Origin of the sequence: Streptomyces sp. NPDC048516 (genome assembly GCF_043199875.1) — a bacterium.
Taxonomy (GTDB): domain Bacteria; phylum Actinomycetota; class Actinomycetes; order Streptomycetales; family Streptomycetaceae; genus Streptomyces.
This window is the reverse complement of the sequence record NZ_JBICWS010000009.1, coordinates 40,050-64,558: the sequence shown is the minus strand read 5'-3', so window position 1 is coordinate 64,558 and position 24,509 is coordinate 40,050. Positions and strand designations below refer to the sequence as shown.

General features: G+C 71.7%; 25 protein-coding genes. 11 read left to right on the top strand and 14 right to left on the bottom strand.

The features are described from left to right. Nucleotides 1-65: 65 nt before the first annotated feature. Nucleotides 66-1,049: a zinc-binding alcohol dehydrogenase gene (locus tag ACGFR7_RS19350; protein ID WP_393320364.1), complete on the bottom strand. Its 984-nt coding sequence runs from the start codon at nt 1,047-1,049 to the stop codon at nt 66-68. A 166-nt stretch (nt 1,050-1,215) separates the two neighbouring features. Here ACGFR7_RS19350 and ACGFR7_RS19345 point away from each other — a divergent pair, with 166 nt between their 5' ends. Beyond that, the gene (locus tag ACGFR7_RS19345) at nt 1,216-1,953 is read left to right on the top strand and encodes a CDP-alcohol phosphatidyltransferase family protein (RefSeq protein ID WP_393320361.1); all 738 of its coding nucleotides are present in this window, start codon (nt 1,216-1,218) and stop codon (nt 1,951-1,953) included. Here the strand turns inward: ACGFR7_RS19345 and ACGFR7_RS19340 are convergent. Together ACGFR7_RS19340 and ACGFR7_RS19335 are read right to left on the bottom strand one after the other, a co-directional pair. Next, complete coding sequence (locus ACGFR7_RS19340) at nt 1,922-2,089, bottom strand: hypothetical protein (protein WP_393320358.1); 168 nt, start codon at nt 2,087-2,089, stop codon at nt 1,922-1,924. The genes ACGFR7_RS19345 and ACGFR7_RS19340 overlap by 32 nt on opposite strands. A 358-nt stretch (nt 2,090-2,447) precedes the next feature. After that, nucleotides 2,448-2,828, bottom strand: coding sequence for an ArsR/SmtB family transcription factor (locus tag ACGFR7_RS19335; RefSeq protein WP_393320355.1), 381 nt, complete (start codon nt 2,826-2,828; stop codon nt 2,448-2,450). 554 nt (nt 2,829-3,382) lie between these two features. Between ACGFR7_RS19335 and ACGFR7_RS19330 the strand changes: the two genes are divergently transcribed. From ACGFR7_RS19330 to ACGFR7_RS19320, 3 genes are all read left to right on the top strand, one after another. After that, nucleotides 3,383-3,949: a VOC family protein gene (locus ACGFR7_RS19330; protein WP_393320352.1), complete on the top strand. Its 567-nt coding sequence runs from the start codon at nt 3,383-3,385 to the stop codon at nt 3,947-3,949. Nucleotides 3,950-4,368: 419 nt separating this feature from the next. Further along, on the top strand, nt 4,369-5,475 hold the full coding sequence (locus ACGFR7_RS19325) for a nitrous oxide reductase family maturation protein NosD (RefSeq protein WP_393320349.1): 1,107 nt from the start codon (nt 4,369-4,371) through the stop codon (nt 5,473-5,475). Between the two features lie 7 nt (nt 5,476-5,482). Further along, entirely contained in the window at nt 5,483-6,511 is a 1,029-nt protein-coding gene (locus ACGFR7_RS19320; RefSeq protein WP_393320346.1) for a methyltransferase, read from the top strand. 113 nt (nt 6,512-6,624) lie between these two features. On the opposite strand, the gene ACGFR7_RS19315 is transcribed toward ACGFR7_RS19320, so the two are convergent. The 7 genes from ACGFR7_RS19315 to ACGFR7_RS19285 form a co-directional block, all read right to left on the bottom strand. Next, complete coding sequence (locus tag ACGFR7_RS19315) at nt 6,625-6,957, bottom strand: TcmI family type II polyketide cyclase (protein WP_159478707.1); 333 nt, start codon at nt 6,955-6,957, stop codon at nt 6,625-6,627. A gap of 56 nt (nt 6,958-7,013) precedes the next feature. After that, the gene (locus ACGFR7_RS19310) at nt 7,014-7,487 is read right to left on the bottom strand and encodes an SRPBCC family protein (protein ID WP_393320343.1); all 474 of its coding nucleotides are present in this window, start codon (nt 7,485-7,487) and stop codon (nt 7,014-7,016) included. 1 nt (nt 7,488) lies between these two features. After that, entirely contained in the window at nt 7,489-7,776 is a 288-nt protein-coding gene (locus ACGFR7_RS19305) for an acyl carrier protein (protein ID WP_393320340.1), read from the bottom strand. Between the two features lie 15 nt (nt 7,777-7,791). Continuing rightward, a complete protein-coding gene (locus ACGFR7_RS19300) occupies nt 7,792-9,042 on the bottom strand; it encodes a ketosynthase chain-length factor (RefSeq protein WP_393320337.1) in 1,251 nt (416 codons plus the stop codon). After that, the gene (locus ACGFR7_RS19295; RefSeq protein ID WP_393320334.1) at nt 9,039-10,307 is read right to left on the bottom strand and encodes a beta-ketoacyl-[acyl-carrier-protein] synthase family protein; all 1,269 of its coding nucleotides are present in this window, start codon (nt 10,305-10,307) and stop codon (nt 9,039-9,041) included. Before ACGFR7_RS19295 ends, ACGFR7_RS19300 begins: the two co-directional genes overlap by 4 nt. Continuing rightward, entirely contained in the window at nt 10,304-10,738 is a 435-nt protein-coding gene (locus ACGFR7_RS19290) for a cupin domain-containing protein (RefSeq protein WP_088796354.1), read from the bottom strand. The genes ACGFR7_RS19295 and ACGFR7_RS19290 overlap by 4 nt, the downstream gene beginning before the upstream one ends. Nucleotides 10,739-10,805: 67 nt before the next feature. Further along, a complete protein-coding gene (locus ACGFR7_RS19285) occupies nt 10,806-11,924 on the bottom strand; it encodes a SchA/CurD-like domain-containing protein (protein WP_393320331.1) in 1,119 nt (372 codons plus the stop codon). 253 nt (nt 11,925-12,177) lie between these two features. Between ACGFR7_RS19285 and ACGFR7_RS19280 the strand changes: the two genes are divergently transcribed. The 3 genes from ACGFR7_RS19280 to ACGFR7_RS19270 all read left to right on the top strand — a co-directional run bounded on the left by ACGFR7_RS19280 (nt 12,178) and on the right by ACGFR7_RS19270 (nt 14,779). Then, entirely contained in the window at nt 12,178-13,812 is a 1,635-nt protein-coding gene (locus ACGFR7_RS19280; RefSeq protein ID WP_393320328.1) for an FAD-dependent oxidoreductase, read from the top strand. A 207-nt stretch (nt 13,813-14,019) separates the two neighbouring features. Beyond that, on the top strand, nt 14,020-14,331 hold the full coding sequence (locus tag ACGFR7_RS19275; RefSeq protein WP_393320325.1) for a hypothetical protein: 312 nt from the start codon (nt 14,020-14,022) through the stop codon (nt 14,329-14,331). Then, entirely contained in the window at nt 14,291-14,779 is a 489-nt protein-coding gene (locus ACGFR7_RS19270; RefSeq protein WP_350249423.1) for a glutathione peroxidase, read from the top strand. Before ACGFR7_RS19275 ends, ACGFR7_RS19270 begins: the two co-directional genes overlap by 41 nt. A 165-nt stretch (nt 14,780-14,944) precedes the next feature. On the opposite strand, the gene ACGFR7_RS19265 is transcribed toward ACGFR7_RS19270, so the two are convergent. After that, on the bottom strand, nt 14,945-15,361 hold the full coding sequence (locus ACGFR7_RS19265; protein WP_393320321.1) for an STAS domain-containing protein: 417 nt from the start codon (nt 15,359-15,361) through the stop codon (nt 14,945-14,947). Between the two features lie 609 nt (nt 15,362-15,970). Between ACGFR7_RS19265 and ACGFR7_RS19260 the strand changes: the two genes are divergently transcribed. The 4 genes from ACGFR7_RS19260 to lnt all read left to right on the top strand — a co-directional run bounded on the left by ACGFR7_RS19260 (nt 15,971) and on the right by lnt (nt 21,762). Further along, a complete protein-coding gene (locus ACGFR7_RS19260; protein WP_393320318.1) occupies nt 15,971-17,383 on the top strand; it encodes a GAF domain-containing protein in 1,413 nt (470 codons plus the stop codon). A 147-nt stretch (nt 17,384-17,530) separates the two neighbouring features. Continuing rightward, nucleotides 17,531-19,474 carry an ABC transporter ATP-binding protein gene (locus tag ACGFR7_RS19255; protein ID WP_393320315.1) on the top strand — a complete coding sequence of 648 codons (1,944 nt, stop codon included), beginning with the start codon at nt 17,531-17,533 and terminating at the stop codon, nt 19,472-19,474. Nucleotides 19,475-19,535: 61 nt separating this feature from the next. Beyond that, nucleotides 19,536-20,018 (top strand): nuclear transport factor 2 family protein, encoded by a 483-nt coding sequence (locus ACGFR7_RS19250; RefSeq protein ID WP_393320312.1) that lies wholly within the window; start codon nt 19,536-19,538, stop codon nt 20,016-20,018. Between the two features lie 133 nt (nt 20,019-20,151). Then, a complete protein-coding gene (gene lnt / locus ACGFR7_RS19245; RefSeq protein ID WP_393320309.1) occupies nt 20,152-21,762 on the top strand; it encodes an apolipoprotein N-acyltransferase in 1,611 nt (536 codons plus the stop codon). On the opposite strand, the gene ACGFR7_RS19240 is transcribed toward lnt, so the two are convergent. The 3 genes from ACGFR7_RS19240 to ACGFR7_RS19230 all read right to left on the bottom strand — a co-directional run bounded on the left by ACGFR7_RS19240 (nt 21,731) and on the right by ACGFR7_RS19230 (nt 24,119). Continuing rightward, complete coding sequence (locus ACGFR7_RS19240; RefSeq protein ID WP_393320306.1) at nt 21,731-22,639, bottom strand: Gfo/Idh/MocA family protein; 909 nt, start codon at nt 22,637-22,639, stop codon at nt 21,731-21,733. The genes lnt and ACGFR7_RS19240 overlap by 32 nt on opposite strands. A gap of 135 nt (nt 22,640-22,774) precedes the next feature. Further along, nucleotides 22,775-23,311, bottom strand: coding sequence for a hypothetical protein (locus tag ACGFR7_RS19235; protein WP_393321001.1), 537 nt, complete (start codon nt 23,309-23,311; stop codon nt 22,775-22,777). Nucleotides 23,312-23,450: 139 nt separating this feature from the next. Then, complete coding sequence (locus ACGFR7_RS19230; protein WP_393320998.1) at nt 23,451-24,119, bottom strand: uracil-DNA glycosylase; 669 nt, start codon at nt 24,117-24,119, stop codon at nt 23,451-23,453. Nucleotides 24,120-24,509: the final 390 nt, after the last annotated feature.

Here is a 24,509-nt window from a genome sequence, read left to right as displayed (position 1 = left end):
GGTGTGATGTCGGTCTCAGTGAGGTGTCGTCGGGAAGCGAATTCCGGCCGGTCTTCCGCCGGTTGTCAGCCGTCCGCCGGCCCGTACCGGATGCGGTGACAGAGCGCCGGGAGATCGCCGGAGGAGAGCCGGGGAAGCACCCGCGGCAGGTCTTCGAAGGCCGACTCGCCGGTGATCAGCGCATCGAAGGCGGGGTCGGCGAGCAGGTCGAGGGCGAGCGCGAGCCGGTCTGCGAAGGTACGGCGGGGCCGGGCCGGGGAGACCGTGCCCACCTGGCTGCTGCGGACGACCAGCCGGCGGGAGTGGAAGGCCTCCCCCAGCGGCAGGCTGACCTGCCGGTCTCCGTACCAGCTCAGCTCGATCACGGTGCCTTCCGGCACGAGCAGTTCGAGCGAGCGGGCCAGCCCCTGCTCGCTGGCGCTGGCGTGTACGACCAGGTCACAGTCGCCCAGCGCGTCCGCGGGCGACGCGAAGTCCACGCCCAGCGCCCGGGCGGTGGCGGCGCGCGCGGGGTCGGCGTCGACCAACTGCACCCGGACCCCGGGGAAGCGGGCCAGGACCGCGGCGACGCTGCAGCCGATCATGCCCGCGCCGACCACCGCGATCCGGTCGCCGACCAGCGGCGCGGCGTCCCACAGGGCGTTCACCGCGGTCTCGACCGTGCCCGCCAGCACGGCCCGGGCGGCGGGGACGCTGTCCGGTACCGGGGTGACGGCGCTCGCCGGGACGACGAAGTGCGTCTGGTGCGGATACAGGCAGAAGACCGTACGGCCCAGCAGGTCGTGCGGGCCTTCCTCGACGACGCCAACATTGAGATAGCCGTACTTGACCGGTGCCGGGAAGTCGCCTTCCTGGAACGGCGCCCGCATCACGGCGTGCTGGCTCTCGGGGACGCCGCCACGGAAGACCAGGGTCTCCGTTCCACGGCTCACTCCGGAGCAGACCGAGCGCACCAGGACCTCACCGGCGGCGGGCTCCGGAAGGGCTACCGTCCGGATCTCGCCCTGACCTGGAGCGCTTAGCCAAAAGGCACAAGCGGCACGCGGCATCGGGATCCTCCTGGACGCTACGGCGATGGTTCATCGATGCTGGGGATCATGAGGACGCCGTCACCCTACGCGGCGCCCTTCGACTCCGCTACACATCCCGGGAGGCAGGGTGGCCGTACAAACGCTCTACGACACAAGGCCGTTCGGACCGGACATTACGGCCGGTATGGGTGTTCAACTGCTGGTTCTGGAAGTCCTGTGCCGGGTGGGCGGTCTGGGCGCCGTGGGGTGGTTCACGGGGTGCCTCTTCGCCGTGGCCACCTGGGCCGTGCTCACCGTCGCGCTGCGCCGGACGTGGACCACGTCATTCGGGCCGGCCAACCGCGTCACACTGGCCCGCACCATTCTCGTCGGCGGGGTGACCGCGCTGGTCGCGGACTCCTTCGCCCGGCACACACCGGTCACCGTGCTGATCGTGTTCGCCGCGGTGGCGCTGGTCCTGGACGCGGTCGACGGACAGGTGGCCCGGCGCACCGGCACGGCGACGCCCCTGGGGGCGCGCTTCGACATGGAGGTCGACGCCTTCTTGATCCTGGTGCTCTGTGTCCATGTCGCGATCCCGCTGGGCGCCTGGGTGCTGGCCATCGGCCTCATGCGCTACGCCTTCGTCGCGGCCTCCTGGGTGCTGCCGTGGCTGCGCGGTGACCTGCCGCACAGCATGGCCCGCAAAACGGTGGCGGCGCTGCAGGGTGTCGTGCTGGTCGTGGCCGGTACGGGGATCCTGCCGCAGACCTGGGCGGTCACCACGGTGGCCGTGGCGCTGGCGCTCCTGGTGTGGTCGTTCGGACGCGATGTGGCGTGGCTGTGGCGGACCGGAGCGGGCGAGGCGTCCGCGGCGGGCATCGGCGCCCCTGTTCTCGCCGGCCTCCGCGTCACGTCCCGGCGTGCCGGCCCAGATAGATGACCAGCGCCAGGAAGACCAGCAGCAGATGGGTCACGAGGATGGAGAGCAGCACCTGCCGCCACGGGCTGCGCCGTGGAGCCCGGTGGGTGAGCAGTACCGCACCGGGCAGCCGCGCCAGCTGTGTCCCGGGGCGCACCGCGGTCGCACGGTCCCGCCGGACGCCACAGCGCGGCGCGGTGCCGTGGCGGGCGACGCTCTCCGGGCACGCACAGCCGTGTCCGCGAGCGGTGCGCAGCGGCCCACGTCCGGGGGGACGTCCCCGGCAGGGCCGTACGGTCCCCGGCCCGAGGGGCGTGGGTATGCAGGTACGGGAGCGGACCGCCCGCCATGGCGGCGGTCCCTTACGCCGTGGTGATCCGGGCATCCGCTTCACCCTTTTCCGCTGGTGAACGGGCGGACCTTCCCCGGTCGGCCACCGTCCTCGGGATGACGGGGCCGAAGGGATCGAAGAGACCGAAGAGGTCGAAGGGGTCGAAGAGGTCGAAGGGGACGGATCACGAGACCGCCCCCACCCCGCCGGGCGCCGGCAGGGCGCCGGCCTCGGCCTGCCGCAGCTCGGTGAGTAGCGCGTGCTGCCCGGCAAGCACCTCGGTGAGGACCCGGCGGGCGGCGCGCAGCAGCTCCGCGACGTCGCCTCCGGCCAGCTCGTAGACGACGGTGGAGCCGCTGCGGGTGGCCGTCACCATGCCCGAGCGGCGCAGCACGGCGAGTTGCTGGGAGAGCGCGGACGGCTCCACCTCGATCGCGGAGAGCAGTCCCCGCACGGGCATCGGCCCGTCCTGGAGCAGTTCCAGCACCCGGATACGGACCGGGTGGCCCAGCATCCGGAAGAAGTCGGCCTTGGCCTGACAGAGCGGAAACCAGGCGCCGTTCATGCCCGCACCCCGCTCCCGGGACCGGGCCCGGTCAGCGCCGCGCGCGCCCGTATCCGTATCCGTAGCCGTATCCATACCGATTCGGCGAAACCGCCCACGCATATCCTCCGCGTTCAGGCCGACCGGCCGTCGCGTCATCTGTTGAATTGCGGAATTCTGCAACTGTAGACGACGGGGTCAGGCAACTTGAATGGGTGTACCGGACAAACCGTGGGCACACACGGCGCGGACACCGCGCCGCCGCCCCCGACCGACACCACCCGGCACCACCCGTGCCCGTGGGCACCGGACCGCCGGCGCCACCGTCCGCCCGGGCCGTCGCGCCGGACTCGGATCGAAGGGATCGAAGGGATCGAGCGAACTCGACTGCGGACACGGGTAGTTGCGGAACGGACAGGCTGGAGCCCTCGCCGCCGGTACGTCCCGCGGGTCCGCCGGCTGCGAGGCCGGAACCTCCCGATGCCGCCCGGTACCGTCCCGGGCGGCCACCCGTACCATGTGGTTTCCGCTGGGCAGCCCCCTGCCCCCTGCCCCCCAACCGCACAGTGACGCCCATGACTTCACTGATACGTCACACCACGATACTGATACGTCACACCAGGATCGACTGCACCGATGCCTACCGCCTGGCGAGCTTTCGGGCACAGGTGCTGGACGGCACGCCGGCCGAGGACGACCTGCCGGGCGATCCGGAGGCCACGGTCACGGCCACGGGTGGCACCTTGCTCTTCGTCACGGCGCCCGATCCCAGGGCCGGGAAGAACAGAGTGCACCTGGATCTGCAGCCCCAGGACCGGAGCCGGGACGAGGAGGTCGAACGGCTGCTGGCGCTCGGCGCGACCCCGGTGGCCGACCACCGGCGGGCCGACGGGGCCGGGTGGGTGACACCGGCCGATATCGAGGGCAACGAGTTCTGTGTGGAGCGCAGCGCGGCCGAACGGGCGGGCTGGCCCCGGTGGCTCCGGTTGCCCCCGGTGGCCCGGTGGCTCTGGTTGCCCCGGTGGCCCGGTGACCCGATGGCCCGGTGGCCCGGACGGCGCCCGATGCGGCGCTCCCCCGATGCGGCGCCGAGCGACGGCCGACGCCCGTTCAGCGCCGCCTCCCCGGGGCCGTTGGGGTGATCAAACGCGCCGACGGCCCTGAGCGGGTGTCGTCGGGCGGGCCTGGCGCGTTGGTCCTCCGTGACCCTTTCCCGCGCCCGTCCATGGTTTCTGCCGACCAGCCTCGCGGCCTTCCTGACCGAGACGTGGCCGGACGGACCGGCTGACGACCCGTCGGACGCCCGGCCCGATGCCGAGTCCGGCACGCCGTCCGATACCCGGTCAGGCGAGGGCGCTCCGGCCGGTTGCCGGCCGCGCACCGAGGCGTCCGGTGCTGCCGACGACGACCGGGAAAAACCCGCTGACCGGCCCTGACCGGCCATCCGGTGCGGCGCCGGGCCGCGGACTTGACGGCGTGTCGAAAGCTGGCCACTGCACGCACCGTCATCATCGGGTCACCACATGTGGCGAGGGGAAGTGATCGCCCATAGCTTCGCTTCATGGCGCTACGACAGATGAAATACATGGGCTGCGTCGCCGCGATGCTGGTCGGCGGACTGGGCGCGGCATCACCGAGCGACGCAACGGAACGACTCGTCGTCCACCCCGGTCAGTCGATCCAACGGGCGGTGGACAGAGCGAAGCCGGGTGAGACGGTCATCATCCGGCCCGGCCTCTACCGGGAGAGCGTGGTCATCCGCAAGCCGCGGCTGCGCCTCGTCGGTGCGGGCCCCAAGACGGTGATCGGCCCGATCGGCAAGCGCGCCGGGAACATGTGCGCGAAGGCCGGCAACGGCATCTGCGTCATCGGCAAGGCGGGCAGGCCGCTGCGGGATGTCAGCATCCGTTCGCTGACCGTCAAGGGATTCAAGAAGAACGGCGTCTGGGCCTCCGGCACCGACCGGCTGGCCGTGCGTCACGTGTTCGCACGGAACAACGGCGTGTGGGGCATCGCCCAGGAGAAGTCCGTCCGCGGGCTGTTCCGGGACAACGTCGTCACCGGCAACGGCGACTCCGGCATCTTCCTGGCCAACACGGTCAAGGAGGAGGGCGGGGCCACCGACACCCGCGGGGCCACGGTCACCGAGAACTACCTCGCGAGGAACCGGGTCGGCATCACGGTACGCCGCGTCAGAAACCTGACGATCGCCCACAACACCATCACCAGGAACTGCGCCGGCATCTTCGTCGTCGGAGACGAGTCCCGCCCCCGGGCGGGAGCCCTGGCGGTCCGGAACAACACCATCGTCAAGAACAACAAGTACTGCCCCGCCAACCCCCGCCTGCCGTTCCTCCAAGGGTCCGGCATCGTTCTCACCGGCGCCGAGAAGACGCTGGTGCGGCGGAATCTGATCCGCGACAACGTCGGCAAGTCCCCGCTCTCCGGCGGCGTCGTGCTCTTCCACAGCTTCGTGAAGACGACCAACGAACGCAACCTCATCATCGACAACCTCGTGCTGCACAACAGGCCGGTGGACCTCGCCAACCGCGACCCCAAGGGCAGGGGAAACCGGTTCGTCGACAACATCTGCCGGACCTCGCAGCCGGCCGGTCTGTGCCGACGGCATGAGGTGCACGCGGCGCAGCCCTCTTCAACCGGAGAATAGAGGCGGAATGACCACCGTAAGTCCCACCCCCCAGCCGGCCATGCGGCTCCGGGAGCTCGTCTTCGGAGCCGCCTGTGCGGCGGCCGTGCGGGCGGCGGCGCAACTCCGCGTCGCCGACGCACTGGGCGACCGGCCCACCACCGCGGAGGAACTGGCCGCCGCGGTGAAGACCGAGCCCCGGCCGCTGGACCGGCTGCTGCGCACCCTGTCGTGCTACGGGATCTTCGAGGAGACCGACGACGGCAAGTACGTCCACACGGAGATGTCCCGGCTGCTGCGGGAGGACACCCCCAACAGCCTGCGGTACATCTCGCTGTGGTGCACCGAGCCGTGGACCTGGGCGGCCTGGCCGCGGCTCGACGATGCGGTGCGCACCGGCCGCAGCGTCTTCGACGACCTGTACGGCAAGAGCTTCTTCGAGTACCTGCACCAGGACGCCGGGGACTCGGCCGAGGTGTTCAACCGCGCGATGACCACGTCCAGCAAGCAGTCGGCGCAGGACATCGCGGACCTGCTCGATCTGACCGGTGCGTCGTCGGTGGCGGACATCGGCGGCGGCCAGGGGCATGTGCTCGCCAGTCTGCTGGAGAAGTACCCCGCTCTCGAGGGCACGCTGCTCGATCTGCCCACCGTCGTGGCGAACCCGGACCCCCGGCTGCGCGACGGCGGCCCGCTCGCCTCGCGGGTACGGGTCGTGCCCGGCGACTGCCGCGAGGACATCCCGGTCCGGGCCGATGTCTACATCATCAAGAACATCCTGGAGTGGGACGACGAGAGCACCCGCAGGACGCTGCACCACGTGGTCGCGGCCGCCCGCCCCGGGGCGCGCGTCGTGATCATCGAGAATCTGGTCGACGACAGCCCCTCGATGAAGTTCACCACCGCCATGGACCTGCTGCTGCTGCTCAACGTCGGCGGCGCCAAGCACACCAAGGCGAGCCTGGTCAGCCGGATGACGGAGGCCGGCCTGAAGGTCGGCGAGATCCGGGAGGTCAACCCGTACCTGCACGCCTTCGAGTGCACCGTCCCCGAATGAGCATGACCCGGCACGGCAGGCCGCCCGGTGAGGAGCGCTCTCCTCACCGGGCGGCCTTGCCCGTGTCCGGGACGGCGCGGGAACCGGGGGGTCGCCTCGGCTCCGCGTACGCGTCAGCCGCTGCCGTCGCGCTGCCAGCTGTAGAACTGCTGGGCCATCGCGTCCTTGGGGCTTCGCCAGGTCTCGGGGTCGTACGCGCTGACGAAGGCGGACAGCTTGTCGCTGACGGCGCGGAACTCGGGGTGTTCCGTCACCTTGGCGATCTCGGGGCCGGGCGGCCGGTCGGATTCGATGAGGTGCAGATACACGTCACCGAACTGGAAGAGGGTCCGTCGCGAGACGCCGACCAGATGCGGCAGTTCCGTACGGTCGGAGGCCTGGAAGACCTCGGCGATGTCCGGAGCCGAACCGGGCGCCATACGAGCGACGATCAGAGCGTGATGCATCGGGAAGATCCCTTCATTGCCGCCAAGCGGCGGTCCGCACGCGGCCTGGCGGTCCTTCAGCTGACGGTGGTGGACCGGAGCTCGCGGTCCCGCTGCTCGATGCGGTCGCGGATGAGCTCCATCTGGATCCGGGAGTTGCGGTTGATGAGCTCGGTCATGCCCTTGTCGTCGACCGGGGCGTCGGGCTTCATCGCGAAGTCCTGGGTCCAGTGCATGGAGGTGCCGCCGGGGATCTCGGCGTACTTCCAGTGGATGTCCATGTGCGCGAACGGGCCGGTCTCGACCCGGCGGGCGCGCACGGTGCGGTTCCGGCGGTCGACGACGCGCTCGGAGACCCAGCTCCAGACCGTGCCGTTGTCGTCCGGGTGCATTGTCAGCCGGAAGGTGGTCTTGTCGCCCTCCTTGGACAGCACCTCGACCGAGGCGTACTCGCTGAACAGCTGCGGCCAGTTCTCGATGTCGTTGGTGATGTCCCAGACGAGGTCGAGCGGCGCCGCGATGGTGATGTCGTTCTCGGTGTGGCCGGACATGTCAGGCTCCTGTCGTAGACACGTTCTCTTGGACGGTGGGGACGGTTTGGGCGGCGTTGACGAGGGCGAGGAAGTCGCGCGGCGTCTTGCAGCGCTCCGCGTCGGTCGGCATCGGCCGGCCCTGCCGGTTCTCCAGCTCGCCGACGATGCCGAGGAGGCCGAGCGAGTCCAGGCCGAACTCGGTGAACGTCGCGTCGGGCCGGTTCGCCAGCTCCTTGGGGTCGACGGTGAGCCCGGCGGCGGACTTCATCAGCGCGGCCAGCTCATTGAGCGTCAGTTGAGCGTTCATGTGCGGTTCTCCTTCTCACGAGGGGGACGGGGAGCCCTTCCGCAGCACCATTGCCGCGTTCGAGCCCATCAGCCCCCGGCTCAGCACCAGCGCCGTCCGCAACTCGGCGGGACGGGCCCGGCCGGTCACCACGTCAAGGTCGTGGCAGACATCGACGACGTTGGGGGTGGGCGGCACGACGCCCTGTTCCATGGAGAGCACCGCGGCCGCGGTGTCCAGAACAGGGGCGCCGCAGTACGCCCGGCCGGTGCCGGTCTTGGGTGCGGTCACCGGGACCTGCGAGGCGTGCCGGCCCAGGGCGTCCGCGATCGCCAGCGCCTCGGCCCGGTCGGCCGCGGGAACGCCGAGCGCATCCGCGAACACCACATCGATCTCCTCCGGGGCGCACCGCGCATCCGCCAGTGCGCCGCGGATCGCATGCGCGAGCCCGTCCCGGGACTCCTCCCACAGGGAGGCTCCGGTGAAGGTCGCGGCGTGCCCGGCCAGCAGGGCCCGGACGCTCGCCCCACGGCTGACGGCCGCCGCCTCTTCCTCGACGATCAGCATCGCGCCGCCCTCGGCGGGCACGAATCCGCAGGCGCCGCTGGTGAACGGCCGGTAGGCGCGGGCCGGGTCGTCGAGCTTGCTCAGATCGTCGTAGCCGAGCTGGCAGACGACCGAGTAGGGGGCCAGAGGTGCCTCGGCGGCACCCACGACGACGGCATCGGTGCCGCGCCGGATGGTGCGTCCGGCATGTGCCAGGGCGTCCAGTCCGCCCGCCTCGTCGCTGGCCACGACTCCGCACGGCCCCTTGAAGCCGCCGCGGATGGAGATCTGTCCGGTGCTCGCCGCGTAGAACCAGGCGATCGACTGGTACGGGCCGACGTGGCGGGAACCCTGGCCCCAGAGCCGTTGCAGCTCCCGCTGGCCGAACTCGCCGCCACCGGATCCGGCGGCCGTGACGACGCCCACCGCGAAGGGTGAGTCGTTGTAGTCGGCACGGCCGAGCCGGGCGTCGTCCAGCGCGAGGTTGGCCGCCGCCATGGCGAAGTGAGTGAACCGGTCGGTCTGGACGAGGTAGCGCTCCTCGATCAGATCCGCCGGGTCAAAGCCGCGGACCTCGCCCGCGACCTTGAGCGGAAGATGCTCACATCCCTCACGGGTGACGCGGTCGAGGACGCTGATGCCCTCGACCGTCGCCTTCCAGAAGGTCTCGGTGCTCACCCCGTTGGGGGCGATGACACCGATGCCGGTGACGACGGAACGACGTGTTTCCGGGGAGCTCATGATGCCCTCCCACCCTGTCGGGTCAGTACCACCGCTGACTGGAATCCACCGAAGCCGCTGCCGACCGAGAGCACCGAACGCAGCGGCAGCTCCCGTGCGGTCTTGGGCACGTAGTCGAGGTCGCACTCCGGGTCCGGAGTCTCGTAGTTGGCCGTGGGCGGCACCACTTGATGGGTGAGTGCCAGCACACAGGCCACGATCTCGATCGCACCGATGGCCCCGAGCGAGTGGCCGACCATGGATTTGATGGAACTCATCGGGATCTTGCGGGCGTGTTCGCCGAGCGACCGCTTGACCGCGGCCGTCTCGTGCCGGTCGTTCTGCTGGGTGCCCGAGCCGTGCGCGTTGACGTAGTCGACCTGGGTGGCGTCGATCCTGGCGTCTCCCAGGGCCCGGTTGATCGCCTCGGCCATTTCCAGGCCTTCCTGGGTGAGACCGGTCATGTGGTACGCGTTGCCGAAGGTGGCGTAGCCGCGGATCTCGCAGTGGATCGTCGCACCCCGGGCGCGGGCGTGTTCCAGCTCCTCCAGGACGAGGACGGCGCCGCCCTCCCCCATCACGAATCCGTCGCGGTGGGCGTCGAACGGCTTGGAGGCATGGGCGGGGTCGTCGTTGTTCGCGGACGTCGCCTTGATCGCGTCGAAGCAGGCCACGGTGATCGGGGAGATCGGCGAGTCGGATGCGCCGGCGATGCACACATCGACCCGGCCCTCCTCGATCGAGTGGAAGGCGTACCCGATGGCGTCGAGGCCGGAGGTGCAGCCCGTGGAGACGGTCTGCACCGGGCCGTGGGCCCCGATCCGTTCCGCCACCGCGGAGGCGAGCGAACTGGGAGAGAACGCCCGCTCCAGATAGCGGCCGGCCGGCCGGTGGTCGACATCCCACCGTTCACCGTGGTTGCTGACGGCGACATAGTCGTGTTCCAGGCGGGTGGTGCCGCCGACCGCGGTGCCCAGGGACACCCCGATGCGCCAGGGGTCCTCGGCCTCCGTGTCCAGGCCGGCGCTGCGCAGCGCCTCGTCGGCGGCGACCATCGCGAACTGGACGTACCGGTCGGAGCGGGCCACCTGCTCCTCGCTCAGACCGTGGGCCGCGGGATCGAAGTCGCACTCGGCGGCGATACGCGAGCGGAACCCCTCCGGGTCGAAGAGGGTGATGCCACGGGTCGCCGTGCGGCCTGCGGACAGCAGGTCCCAGAAGGCGGGCACACCCACGCCGCCCGGAGCGACGATCCCGACGCCGGTGACCGCCACTCGGCGGGTCATGACACCGGCTCCGTGCGTTCCGGTGGTGCGGCCGGTGTGCTCTCTTCCGTGCCCTCGGTGTCGACGTGGCCTAGCTCCGGGCGCGGGGCCAGCGGGCCGAGGTGGAAGACCATCCGGGCCTCCACGTCGCCGACATTGCGGAAGCGGTGCCGCATGTACGGGGGGATCAGCAGCCCCTGGTCAGGGCGGAGCGGGTGCGGTTCCCCGTCGAGGTCCACTTCGAGCGCGCCTTGGACGACGTACACGAACTCCTCGGAATAGGGGTGGTAGTGCTCACCGATGCGCTCGCCGGGCTGCACGAGTGCCATGCCCATGAAGCCGCTCGTGGCGCCCACCGCGCTGGGTGTCAGCATGGCGCGCAGATCACCTCCGCGCCGGCGGTTGGGCTGGGTCTCGCTGAGGTCCACGATGCGTGGGCGGTACGTGGTCATGGCTGCTTCCTCCAGGGGCTGGGGCCGGGGGTGAATGAGGGAAGAGACCTGCTGCGGCCGGGCCCGTTCAGGCGCCCGGTGCCCGGCGGTCCGTGATGAGGGCCATGTCGGCGCGCTCCAGGAAATGTGCGAGCTCCCGGTCGTTGGACAGACCGCCGGCCACCTCGGTGTCGAGCAGACGCCGCAGCACGGCCGTCTTGCGCGGACCGCGCACGCCGAGCGCGAGCACGGGATCGCTCTCGATCGGGATCCGGAGATCGATGAGGCGGACGACCACGTCGTCACGCTGGAAGATGGTGCTGCCGGCGATGGGGCAGGAGGGATCGTCCGCGGCCAGCTCGTCCTGGCGGGCGAGCATCTGGGCCAGCGTCATGCCGCACCCTTCCTTGGCAGGGTAGAAAAGCGCATGCCGCCTGATGCCGTCGGGCTGCTGTCCGCCCGAGGCGACGTGGTGCACCGCGGGCAGCGCGGCGCGGGTGAAGAACACCCGGGCGGAGTTCGGATCGCTCAGGTCGCGGTCCTGCTCCAGATAGGGGTTGATGGCCTCCTCGACGGCCCGGACCTCGGGCTGCTGGGAGATGTGCCGCAGCGCGGCGACGAGGTCGCCCTGCACCTCGACCGCACGCACGACGCGGTTGCCGTGCATGAAGAGGGAGGTGCGGCGGAGCCGGGTGGTGTCGTCGACCCGGGCCTCCGGGGAGGTGTACCCGGCGAGGATGTCCGCGACCATCGATTCGCTGCCCGGCTTCACGGTGAAGGTCAGCGCGTGCCGGACCACCCCGTCGCCGACGCGGGGGTTGGCCTGCAGGCGGCCCTTGGGAGGCTCGGGCGCGAGGCGGGCGACGTTCGAGGTCTCGCGCAGGACGCTGAAGCGCAGCGACCGGGTGTCACGGACACAGCCGTGCAGCGGCTGGACCATCTTGACGTGTTCCTCGCTGTTGACCCAGGCCAGGAACGGCGGTGCGCTCTCCCATTCACTGGTGATGAGCCACTGGGAGGGGTTCTCGATGGACTGGCACAGCTGGTCGGTGATGTGTCCGGGGACGGACGCGACCTGGTTGCGCAGGTGCTCGTAGGCTTCGAGGAAGTCCTGCTGGGCTCCGTCGTGGAGGTCCAGGAGCAGCACGACCCTCAGCCGGGAGCCGTCGAAGGCCGACTGGGATATTCGTTCCGACAGCGTTGTCATCGTCTACGCATCTCCTTCGGGGCCCGATGGCCCCAGTGGTGCGTCGTCAGTTCCGGTGCGATCCGGGGGACTGAGCCGGATGGTGGGGACGGCCGCTCCGAATGACGCGGGGGGCGTCCCGGATTCGATCGTCGCCGCGACCCACGGGTGGCGCGAGATGTGTGAGCCATGCAGGTGAACCGTGATCGAACAGGTCCTGAGCCGGGCATTCGTGCTCCATCTGCCGTAAGCGTCCCTGGAGCTGGAGCACGCAATGAATCCCACCGTCGAAGACCGGGTTCCGGTACTCGTCGTGGGCGGGTCCCTGGTCGGCCTGTCCGCGTCGCTGTTCCTGGGACGCCTGGGTATCAGACATCTGCTGGTCGAGAAGCACGCGGACACCTCCCGCCATCCCCGCGGGCGGGGCAACAACGTCCGCACCATGGAGCTGTTCCGGGTGGCCGGTGCGGAGCAGCCCATCCGCGAGGCCGCGTCGGTCCTGGCCGACAACCACGGAATCCTGCAGGCCCGTTCGCTCACCGGCGACGACCAGGAGTGGCTGTTCAAGGAGATCGACCCGGGCGGCGGCCTGGCCCGCATCAGCCCGTCCGCCTGGTGCCTGTGCAGCCAGAACGACCTGGAGCCCGTCCTGGTGCGCTGTGCCCGCGAGCACGGCGGTGACCTGCGGTTCTCCACCGAACTGAGCTCCTTCGAACAGGACGCGCAAGGGGTGCGGGCGACGCTGAAGAACCGGGAGACCGGCGAGCTCACCACCGTGCACGCGGACTACCTGATCGCCGCCGACGGGCCCCGCAGCCCGGTCCGCGAGCGGCTGGGCATCGGCCAGACGGGGCCCGGCGACCTGTTCCACAACGTGAGCATCACCTTCCGCGCGCCGCAGCTCGCCGAGGTCGTGGGCGACCGCCGCTTCATCGCCTGCTACTTGACCCACCCCGAGGCCGACGGCGCCCTGCTGCCGGTCGACAACAAGGCGGACTGGGTCTTCCACGCCCCCTGGCACCCCGACACGGGCGAGACCCTGGAGGACTTCACCGACGAGCGGTGCATCGACCACATCCGCCGGGCAACGGGCGTACCGGGCATGGAGATTGAGATCACCGGCAAGGCCCCCTGGCACGCCGCCGAGCGGGTCGCCGAGCGGTACGCCGCCGGCCGGGTCTTCCTCGCCGGCGACTCGGCCCACGAGATGTCCCCCACCGGGGCGTTCGGCTCCAACACCGGCATCCAGGACGCCCACAACCTCGCCTGGAAGCTCGCCACCGTGCTCAACGGCGCGGCGGGCCCCGAGCTGCTGGCGACCTACGAGGCGGAGCGGCAGCCGGTGGCGCGGGAGACCAGCGCCCGCGCCTCGGCGCGCTCGGCCGAGCACAGCCACCCGGGGTACGCGCCGGCTCCCGGCGCGAGCGGCGGCCGGCAGCGCGGGGTGCTCACCGTCGCCCTGGGGTACTGCTATCCGCGGGGCGCGGTCGTCGGCGCCGACCCCGCGCTGCCGGTGGTACCCGACCAGATGCGGCTCACGGGCGAACCGGGCACCCGCGCCCCGCACATGTGGCTGCGGGCCGGCACCGAGCGGCGCTCGACCCTCGATCTGTACGAGAAGTCCTTCGTCCTGCTGACCGGTACCGACGGCGAGATGTGGCGCACCGCGGTCAAGGGCGCCAACGAGGAGTTCTCCCTCGGGCTGGACTGCTACATGATCGGCACCGGGCCGAACGACGACCTGGCTCCCGAGGACGGCGCCGACTGGGCCGAGAAGCACGGCACGACACCCGAAGGTGCGGTGCTGGTGCGCCCCGACGGCTTCGTGGCATGGCGGGCCGAGGGACGGGTGGCCGACCCCGAGGCGGCGCTGCGGGAGGTCCTTGCGGCGCTGCTGTGCCGGAGCTGACCCGCCCGGCACACCCGCGCCCCGTGCGAACAACGGCCGGGTGGGGTGACGGACGAGACTGTCGTTGACGGAGGGGCCGGTGGGACATCCACCGGCCCCTCCGTCACGCGCGAACGTATCTTCTGCCCGTCACCACCGCAGGGGCATCTCGGGACCGCCCCGGCCGCGTCCCGCAACTCGGGGGCCGATTTCCGGTTGAGTCCGGGCATGGACGCCAAGAAGCCCGCCCCGCACCCCTTTCAGCGCATCTCCCTCCCCCACCAGCCGCCGGCCCTGCCACCTCCCGCCCCGCAGGCGCGCCGCCCGGCCGCGGAGGAGACGCCGATCTTCGACCAGCTGCTCAAGGAGTGGCGCGCGGGGGCGATCAGGCCGGTCGTTTCCTGGCCGGTCGACGATCCGGGGAAGATCGGGACGGGCGGCGCGGTGGGGACGGATGATGGACGTCCGTATCCGCGGACCCGTGACGAGGAGCATGCCCGTGAGCCTGTACGACATCCCCCTGCGCACCCTGACCGGTGAGCCCGCTTCACTCGCCGACTACCGGGGCCAGGCCCTGCTGGTGGTGAATGTGGCGTCCAAGTGCGGGCTGACCCCGCAGTATTCCGGTCTGGAGCGGCTGCAGCAGCGCTACGCGGACCGTGGCTTCAGTGTGCTGGGCTTTCCCAGCAACCAGTTCGCGGGCCAGGAGCCCGGCACCGCCGAGGAGATCGCCACCTTCTGCTCGGCGACGTACGGCGTGAGCTTTCCGCTGTTCGAGAAGACCGACGTCAACGGCGCGGACCGGCACCCGCTGTACACGGCGCTGACCGGCACCGAGGACGCCGAAGGGGCGGCCGGTGACGTCCAGTGGAACTTCGAGAAGTTCCTGATCGATCCCCAGGGCCGGGTCGCGGGCCGTTTCCGGCCGCGCACCGAGCCGGAGGCCGAGGAACTGGTCACCGCCATCGAGGCGGCTCTGCCGGCCTGAGTCCCGTACCGCGCCGCCGGGCCGTGGGCGGGGTGCGGTCCGTCGGCGCGGCGCGGCGCAAGGGCCGGGCGGCCGCGTGGCATACGGGCGACGGCGGAACGGCTGGGGCGAGTCGGGCGACGGCCGGGGCGAGGGGGGCAGGCGAGGGCCGAGGCGAGGGGCGGGTCAGGCGACGGCCGTGCCCGCGGCGTCCGTGACCGTGGCCGTGACCGCGGTCGATCCGGGTGAACCGGATGATCCGGCGGCTCCGCCCCCGTCGTCGTCGCCGGTCTCGTCGGACAGGATCTCGAAGCTGCCGGTCAGCCCGGTCATCCGCAGCAACCGGGCGACGCTCCCGCCGCCACAGACGCCGGTCAGCCGCAGCCGGCCGCCGCGCTGCCGCGTCCGGTAGCGGGCGCGGCTCAGCAGGGACAGTCCGGCGCAGTCGATGAACGTGACCGCGCGGACGTCGACCACGAGGTCGGTGCCCTGTGTACCGGTGATCTCGTCCAGCCGGTCGGACAGCACCGACACGGCGAGGATGTCCAGCTCACCGCGGAGCTCCAGCACGGTCGTGCCGCCCGCGGCGCTGCTGGGTCCCACGAGTCTCGGGTAGTACTGACCTGTATCCATCGGCCCGGCCCACTTTCGTGCCGAGGCGCGGGATATGGCCACGCGTCTGCGGCGGAGATGTTCGGAAGGTGTGGGGGGCGCCCGGCGCGATCCGGGCGGGTCGGCCCGTCTCCGGGTCGTCGGTAGTGCGGCGGTGTGTCGTCTGTGTCCCTGTGTTTCTGCTGCTGTGCCCGTAGTTGTCTACGGCTTACCCGCGGGCCGCGCCCTCAAAGTCCCGGCGTACGCCTGAGCTTCAGGTTGTCTCAAAGTCGCCCCTTGCGGGCGTGGCCGAGATAGGTGATCACGGGCCCGGGCGGCGGGCGCCGCCAGGCCGCGGGGGCGGTCGGCCCCGGGGCTCCGCGGCGCCGCCACCCAGGTGACCGGCCCACCGAACGCCTCTCCGGCACCCCACCCGAGTACGCACCCCGGGAGCCCCAATAACACTCTTTCGGGCGAATTACACTGTCCGGACCGCCCGAAAGTGAGAGGTGTGTCCTGAAGCCGTCGGATCCCGCGGGAGATCTCCCCGACCGCACCGCGCAGAGCCTGCGCGAGTTCGCCGGTGGGCCGGTCTCCCGGTTTCCGCAGCTGCTGGAGGCGATGGCGGCCGTCGGCTCCGACCACGACCTGGGCCGCGCCCTGGGCCGTATCGCCGAGACCGCCGCCTCCCTCACCGGTGCGCGCCACGCCGCCGTCGGCCTCCGCGACGCGGACGGCGAAGGGCCCGGCGAGCCGGTCACCCACGGCGCGCCTCCCGACGGCGAGCCGCCCGCCGGAAGCTTCCTACAGGTGCCCATCCAGGTGCAGGAGGAGCTGTTCGGCACGCTGTACGTCGCGGGGAAGGGCCACGGCGAGGAGTTCAGCGACGCGGATCTGCACCTGGTGCGGGTACTGGCCACCGAGGCCGGTATCGCCCTGACCAATGCCCGGCTGCACTCCGCCGCCCGGCAGCGCCGACGCTGGATCGACGGCGCGGCATCCATCACCACGGCGCTGCTGGCCGGGCCCGAGACCGGCTCGACGACCACCCACGCCCTCACGGTCGTCGCGGAGAAGGGCCGGGAGCTGGCCGAGGCCGCGACCGGAGCGGTCCTGCTGCCGCACGCCGAGGGCGGGATGGAGGTCGTGGCGATCTCCACCGTGCTGTCCGAGGCCGTACGGACCGAGGCGTACCGCGGCAGGATTCCGCCCCGGAGTCCGGTCGTCCACCAGATATACGCCGGGCTCGCGGTCTTCTCCGACGACTTCGCCGACGACCCGCGCTCGATCTCCCCGATATCGCGGCACTACGGCCCGACGATGCTGCTGCCACTGCGCAGCAGCGGGCGGGTGCTGGGAGCCCTGGCGCTGTGCCGGATGTCCGGCGACCGCCGCTTCAGCCACACCGAACGGACCCTGGGGACACAGTTCGCCGCGCAGGCCGCGGTGGCGCTCGTGCTGGCCGACCGGCACCGGGACCGCGAGCGGTTGGCCGTCTTCGAGGACCGCGACCGGATCGCCCGCGATCTGCACGATCTCGTCATCCAGCGGCTGTTCGCCACCGGGATGCTGCTGGAGACCGCCCGGCGCAAGGCGCTGGTGCCGGAGGTGCAGGAGGCAGTGGGCCAGGCGGTCGACGAGCTGGACGCCACGATCCAGGAGATCAGAACTGCCATCATCGCGCTGCAACAGGGACCGCCCGAGGCCCCTCCCCGGCTGCGCACCCGCGTGCTGCGGGAGGCCGGCGCGGCCACCGTGGCGCTCGGCACCCGGCCCTCGGTCCGGTTCACCGGACCGGTCGACACCCGGGTCGACGACAAGAGCGCCCGTGAGCTGCTGGCCGCACTCCGCGAGGCGCTGGCGGCAGTGACCGCCCCGGCACCGCCACAGCCGGCCCGTGTGGAGATCGCCGTGGATGTCACCGCCCCGCTCCGCGACGGCCGGCCGGGCATCCGGCTGACCGTGACCTGCCCGGACGGCGCCGGCCGGCCCATGAACTGGGAGCGTCCGCTCCGGGACGGGTTCGACGCCTGAGCCGCCGCCGGGCCCCTTCCGGCGCGCCGGGCGGGTGAGGTCACCGGAATCGCTTGACCTCAATATTGGTTGAGGTCATAGGTTCCTTGTAGTCGCCGGTCACACACGGCGATCCCGTGACGACCCGGCACACCGGAGGCCCACCCCATGGACATGGAAGTCACCGCCTGGCATGCGCTGCACAGCACGATGACCGCGCAGCAGGGCAGGCGCCGCTTCTCCCGCGGCACCCTGCGCCGCATCACGGCCTTCGCCCGGCCGCACCGCCGCCGCCTGCTGTGGTTCCTCGTACTGAGCACGGTGACCGCGATGCTCGCGGTGGCCACCCCGCTGCTGGCCGGGCGGGTGGTGGACGCGATCGTGGGCGGCGACTCGGCGTCCCTCGTCGTCAGACTCTCCGGGCTGATCGCCGTGATCGCGGTCGCCGAGGCGGGCCTGGGGCTGGTGACCCGCTGGCTGTCGGCAAGCATCGGAGAGGGGCTGATCCTGGATCTGCGGACGACCGTGTACGACCACGTCCAGCGGATGCCCGTCGCTTTCTTCACCCGTACCCGCACCGGAGCGCTGGTCAGCCGCCTGAACAACGATGTGATCGGCGCCCAGCGGGCCTTCAGCGACACGCTGTCCGGGGTCGTCAGCAATGTCGTGACGCTGCTGCTCACGCTCGTGGTGATGCTCGGTCTGTCCTGGCAGATCACCCTGATCGCGCTGGTGCTGCTGCCGGTGTTCGTGCTGCCCGCCCGCCGGGTCGGCCGGCGGCTGGCGGATCTGCGCCGGGAGGGCGCCGACCACAATGCGGCGATGGGCACCCAGATGACGGAGCGGTTCTCCGCGCCGGGCGCCACCCTCGTCAAGCTGATGGGCCGCCCGGCCCGGGAGTCCGCCGAATTCGCCACCCGGGCCCGCCGGGTGCGCGATATCGGGGTCCGCTCGGCCATGGTCCAGACGTACTTCGTCACCGCGCTCACCCTGGTCTCCGCCCTGGCCCTGGCCGTCGTCTACGGCCTGGGCGGGTACCTCGCGCTGCGCGGACAGCTGGAGCCCGGCGCGATCGTCTCGCTGGCCCTGCTGCTCACCCGGCTCTACGCCCCGCTGACCGCGCTGTCCGGCGCCCATATCGAAGTGATGAGCGCGCTGGTCAGCTTCGAGCGGGTCTTCGAGGTGCTGGACCTCAAGCCGCTGATCTCCGAGAGGCCGGATGCCCGCACGGTCCCCGAGGGCCCGGTGTCCGTGGAGTTCGACTCCGTCCGCTTCGGCTACCCGTCCGCCGACAAGGTCTCGCTGGCCTCGCTGGAGGAGGTCGCCACCCTCGACACCCGGGGCGGCGAGGAGGTCCTGCACGGCATCTCCTTCCGTGCCGAACCCGGCCAGATGGTCGCCCTGGTCGGCTCCTCGGGCGCCGGCAAGTCGACCGTGGCCCAGCTGCTGCCCCGCCTGTACGACACCGACTCCGGCGCCGTCCGGCTGTCCGGCGTGGACGTCCGCGAGCTGACCGCCGCCTCGCTGCGCGACGTCCTGGGGATGGTCACCCAGGACGGGCACCTCTTCCACGACACGATCCGCGCGAACCTGCTGCTGGCCAGGCCGGAGGCCACCGAGGAGGAGCTGTGGGACGCGCTGCGCCGGGCGCGTCTGGAGGACCTGATCGCCGGGCTCCCCGACGGGCTGGACACCGTCGTCGGCGAGCGGGGCTACCGCCTCTCGGGCGGCGAACGGCAGCGGCTGACCATCGCCCGGCTGCTGCTCGCCCACCCCCGGGTGGTGATCCTGGACGAGGCCACCGCCCATCTGGACAACACCTCCGAGGCGGCGGTGCAGGAAGCACTCACGGAGGCCCTTGACGGCCGTACCGCACTGGTCATCGCCCACCGGCTGTCGACCGTCCGGGCCGCGGATCTGATCCTGGTCGTCGAGGGCGGACGGATCGTCGAGCGCGGGACGCACGAGACGCTGCTGGCCGCGGACGGGCGCTATGCGGAGCTGTACCGGACGCAGTTCACCGACTCGGAGGAGCGGCCGGAGCCCGCCGAGGAGGCCCGGCGGGCGGATTCCGGCCCGGATGCCGTGCCGGAGTCGGCGCTGGTGAACTGACGCCGCGCCGGACGGCCCCCGCCTCTTGGCGGGGGCCTTCCGGATGCCGAAAACTGAGGTGATGACGCAGCGCGCGGAACACTCCACTGTCATGGACCGCCTCGCCCTCGACGATCTGATCACCGGGTACGCCATCGCCGTGGACGACGGTGACTGGCCCGGCTACCGAGCTCTGTTCACCCCGGACGGCCGGGCCGACTACCGCTCCGCGGGCGGCATCGAGGGCGGCGTGGACGAGATCGCTGCCTGGCTCGGCGAGATGCTGCAGCACTTCGTCATCCGGCAGCACCTGATCGTCAATCGCCGCATCACCCTCGCCCGCCCGGACGGCTCCCCCGGGGACACCGCCACGGTCCAGGCCGACTACCTCAACCCGATGCGGCTCGCCGGCCCCGCGACGGAGGGCGGGGGCGGCCCGACCGCCCCCAATTACACCTGCGCCGGCCGCTATGAGTTCACCGCCCGGCGCACCGCCGACGGCTGGCGGCTGACCGGCGTCGTCGTCCATGAGAAATGGCGTGAGGTATGGGCCGACGGTGAGTGACCGCCCACGCCGGGCGTCGCCCCCCGGTTCGGCCGTTGCGGCGACCCCCCTTTCCCCGGCCGGCCCCGCCGCGCACACTGGCCGTCCGGCCGGCCCAGACCGGCACCGGGCGGGCCGTATCCAGGGAGGCCGCATGGACACACCGCCAGGCCGTCCGGCGCGGTGGCTCGGCTCCCCCTGGGTCCGGGGGGCGGCCGCCGCGCTCGCCGGGGCGGTGCCGGTCCTCATCTTCCCCGCGCCGTCGTGGTGGTGGCTGGCGTATGTCGCGCTGGTGCCCTGGCTGCTGCTGGTGCGGTCGGCACCGACCCGCCGGCGGGCGGCGCTGGACGGCTGGCTGGGCGGCACCGGCTTCATCCTGGCCGTCCACCACTGGCTGCTGCCGAGCCTGCACGTCTTCATCCTCGTGCTCGCCCTGCTGCTCGGTGCGCTCTGGGCGCCCTGGGGGGTGCTGGTGCGTGTGCTGCTGGGTGACGCGGCCCCGGCGCGCGGGCGTCCGCGCGAGGGGCCCGCGCGGACGAAGCCCGGGGAAGCCTTGGCCGAAGGACAGCGGCGGGCGGCGGGCGGACGGTGTGCCGCCGCGCTGGTGCTGGTGCCGTCGGGCTGGCTGATGGTCGAACTGGTCCGTTCCTGGGAGTACTTGGGCGGCCCCTGGGGGCTGCTGGGCGCCAGTCAGTGGCAGCTGCCGCCCGCGCTGCGGCTGGCGTCGATCGGCGGGGTGTGGCTGGTGAGCCTGCTGGTGGTGGCGGTGAACACGGCGGTGGCCGAGCTGGTCGCCCGCCCGGCGGCACGGCTGCCCGCTGTCGCCGGGCTGCTGGTGTGCGCACTGGCGGTCACCGTGGCCTGGTTCTGGGCGCCGGTCCCCCGCATCACCGGCACGGTGCGGGTCGCGGTCGTCCAGCCGAACCGGACCGGCACCCCCGCGGCCCGCCTGGCCCGCAGCGAGGTCCTGACCCGGTCGCTGGCGGGCCGCGGGGTGCGCCTGATCGTCTGGGGCGAGAGCAGCCTCTACACGGACCCGGCGGACCACCCGGCGCTCGCCGCCCGCCTCGCCGCCCTCTCCCGGCGGACCGGCGCCGAGCTGCTGATCAACGCCGACTCCGCGCACGCCGAACGGCCGGGCATCTCCAAGAGCGCGGTCCTGATCGGTCCGGACGGACCCACCGGGGACCGCTACGCCAAGATGCGGCTGGTGCCCTTCGGCGAGTACATACCGTTCCGGTCCGTGCTGGGCTGGGCGACGCGGGTGGGCAAGGCGGCCCCCAGCGACCGGCTGCGCGGCACCGGCCAGGTGGTGATGCCGGTCGCCGCCGCGGGCGGACTGCGCATCGGTCCGCTGGTGTGCTTCGAGACCGCCTTTCCCGACCTGAGCCGCCATCTGGCGCGCGACGGCGCACGCGTACTGGTCGCCCAGTCCGCGACCTCGACCTTCCAGAACAGCTGGGCGCCCGCCCAGCATGCGTCACTGGCCGCGCTGCGTGCCGCGGAGACCTGGCGGCCCATGGTGCACGCCACGCTCACCGGCATCAGTGCGGTGTACGGCCCCCGGGGTGAGCAGCTCGGCGAACGGCTCGGCACCGACCGCAGTGCTGCGGCCGTCTACGATCTGCCCCTGGCCGCGGGCACCAGCCCGTACACCCGGTTCGGTGACTGGGCGGTGTACGGGGCGATGGGTGCGCTGGTGCTGGCCGGCGGGTACGCGGGACTGCGGGCGCTCAGCAGGCGGACTGGGCGAGGGCGTCGGTGATCACCCGTTCGCACAGTTCATGGGTGCGCAGGGCGTCCTCGGCGGACGGCTGCCGGCCGGCCCGTACGTCGTCCAGGAACGCCAGGACGATCTGCTCGATACCGCGCTGCCGGGCGACCGGCACCCAGTCGCCACGGCGCCGGATGCTCGGCTGCCCCTTGTGGTCGATGACCTCGGCGAGATTGACGACCTGACGCTTGGTGTCCTGTCCGGAAACGTCCAGGATCTCCTCGGTGGATCCGCTCAGGCGGTTCATCGTGCCGAGGGCGGTGAAGCCGTCTCCGGAGAGCTGCAGCACCACATGCTGCATCAGCCCGTCACGGATCCGGGCACGCACATCGATGTGGTCGATCTCGCCGGGGGCGAGGAACCGCAGGGTGTCCACGACGTGGATGAAGTCGTCCAGCACGAGCGTGCGCGGATCCTCGGGCAGTCCGATCCGGTTCTTCTGCATCAGGATCAGATCGCGGGCGTGCTCGCGGCACTGGGCGTAGGCGGGAGCGAAACGGCGGTTGAAGCCGACGGCGAGTCCCACCCCGCGGTCTTCGGCCAGCGCGACGAGGCGCTGGGACGTGGCGAGTTCGTAGGAGAGCGGCTTGTCGACATAGGTCGGCACCCCTGCCTCGATCAGCCGGTTCACGATCTCGGGATGGGCGGCGGTGGCGGCGTGCACGAAGGCCGCGTCCAGGCCGGTGGCGAGCAGCGAGTCCAGGTCGCCGTGGAGCTGCGCCCCGGTCAGCCGGTGAGCGGCGCCGACGCGTTCGAGGGTGGCCGGGGTGCGGGTGTGCAGATGCAGTTCGAGCCCGGGTTGTGTGCCCAGTACGGGGAGGTACGCCTTCTGGGCGATGTCGCCGAGTCCGATGCAGCCGACCTTCACTCGCGCTCCTTGGGTTGTGCCGCGGCCCTGGTGCCTCGCGTGCCGGAAGCATACGTGCCGGCCGGCGGCCGTCGGTCGGCGGTTTCGTCCAGGGCCCGCAGCATCAGATCCGGGGCAAACCGGGAGGTGACGGCCTTACAGGGTGTGGCCCGCGGTGCCGTCGAGTCGCAGCTGCAGCCGGTCGATGGCGTCCCGCAGCCCCTGGCGGTATTCGCCGTCGGCGAGGGCGTTGACCGAGGCCCGGGCGCGCCGTAGCTGCGCCCGCGCATCGGCAGGCCGGTCCAGGGCGGCGTAGTCGGCCGCGATGTTGAGATGCAGCGAGGGGAAGAACGCCCGGAGGGCGACGAGGGGGTGGCGGGGACCGGGGCCGTCGGCCACCTTCGGCTCTTCCGGCGCGGCGGTGTTCCCGGGCCGTTCGGTGACAAAGCCCTCGGCGGCCTCCAGGGCTCTGAGGTCCCAGTCGAGTTCGTCCCTGGGGTCGTCCTGGGTGTCGGCCATGTAGTGGGCGAGAGTGCAGCGGTGGAAGGCGTCTCCCTGCGGCCCGATCTCGTGCCACAGCGCCGAGAGACGGTTGCGTGCCTCCTCCCGGTCGCCCGCGCGATGCAACATGATCGCCTGGCCGATCCGGGTCAGCACCCCGTCCTCGGGCGTCGCCTCCCGCCGCTTGTCCACCACCGTGCACTCCGTATCCGCTCACCACGGCCACTGCCGTTCCCCCGACGCTAACCGCCGGAAGGGACCTGCGCGCGGTGTGCGCGACGCACCGGGTGGTGGGGCTCCCCCGCCATGGTCGGCCGGAAGGGCCGGCGGCTCAGCCCAGGTCAGGGATCCGCCAGTCGATCGGGGTATGCCCCTGTGCGGCGACCGCCGCATCGATCTGGGTGAAGGGGCGGGAGCCGAAGAACTTCTTCGCCGACAGCGGGGAGGGGTGCGCACCCTGCACCACCGCATGCCGCTCCTCGTCGATCAGCGGCAGCTTCTTCTTGGCGTAATTCCCCCAGAGCACGAAGACCGCCGGGTCGGGCCGGGAGGCCACGGCACGGATGACCGCGTCGGTGACCTTCTCCCATCCCTTGCCCTTGTGCGAATTGGGCTCGGCCTCGCGGACCGTGAGGACGGCGTTCAGCAGCAGCACTCCCTGCCGGGCCCAGGGCATCAGATATCCGTTGTCCGGAACCGGGTGGCCCAGCTCTTCCTTCATCTCCTTGTAGATGTTCCGCAGCGACGGCGGTGTCTTGACACCGGGCTGCACGGAGAAACACAGGCCGTGCCCCTGGCCCGCGCCGTGGTACGGGTCCTGGCCCAGGATGAGCACCTTCACCTGGTCGTAAGGCGTCGCCTCCAGTGCCGCGAAGACCTGCTCGCGGGGCGGGTAGACCGGCCCGGCCGCCCGTTCCTGCTCGACGAAGTCGGTGAGCTCCTTGAAATAGGGCTTCTCCAACTCCTCGCCGAGGACCCCGCGCCAGGATTCGGGCAGCATGTCGGTCACCACGTCAACAACCTCCGGTGTGCATCGCGTTCTCACTCCCAGAACCTACCGGCGACCACTGACAACGCCGTCCGCGGGCCGGTGGCCCGGTCCGCCCGACCCGGTCCGCAACCCGTGCCCTGCCCGCCTCGGGCGGTGTCGGGCCGGGATGGCCGTAGCGCGTGAGCGCGTGGGCAGCGGCCCCGGCCCACACGGGAGCAGGCACCTGCTTTCAGCGTCCCAGGCCGTTCCCCTGGCCGTTCCCCTGGCCGACCGGCGCCAGAACGGGGTGGGGGGGCCCCCCCCCCCCCCCCCCCCCCCCCCCCCCCCCCGGGGCGCCCCCCCCCCCCCCCCCCCCCCGGCCCCCCCCCCCCCCCCCGCCCCGACCGCGTAGCCACAAAA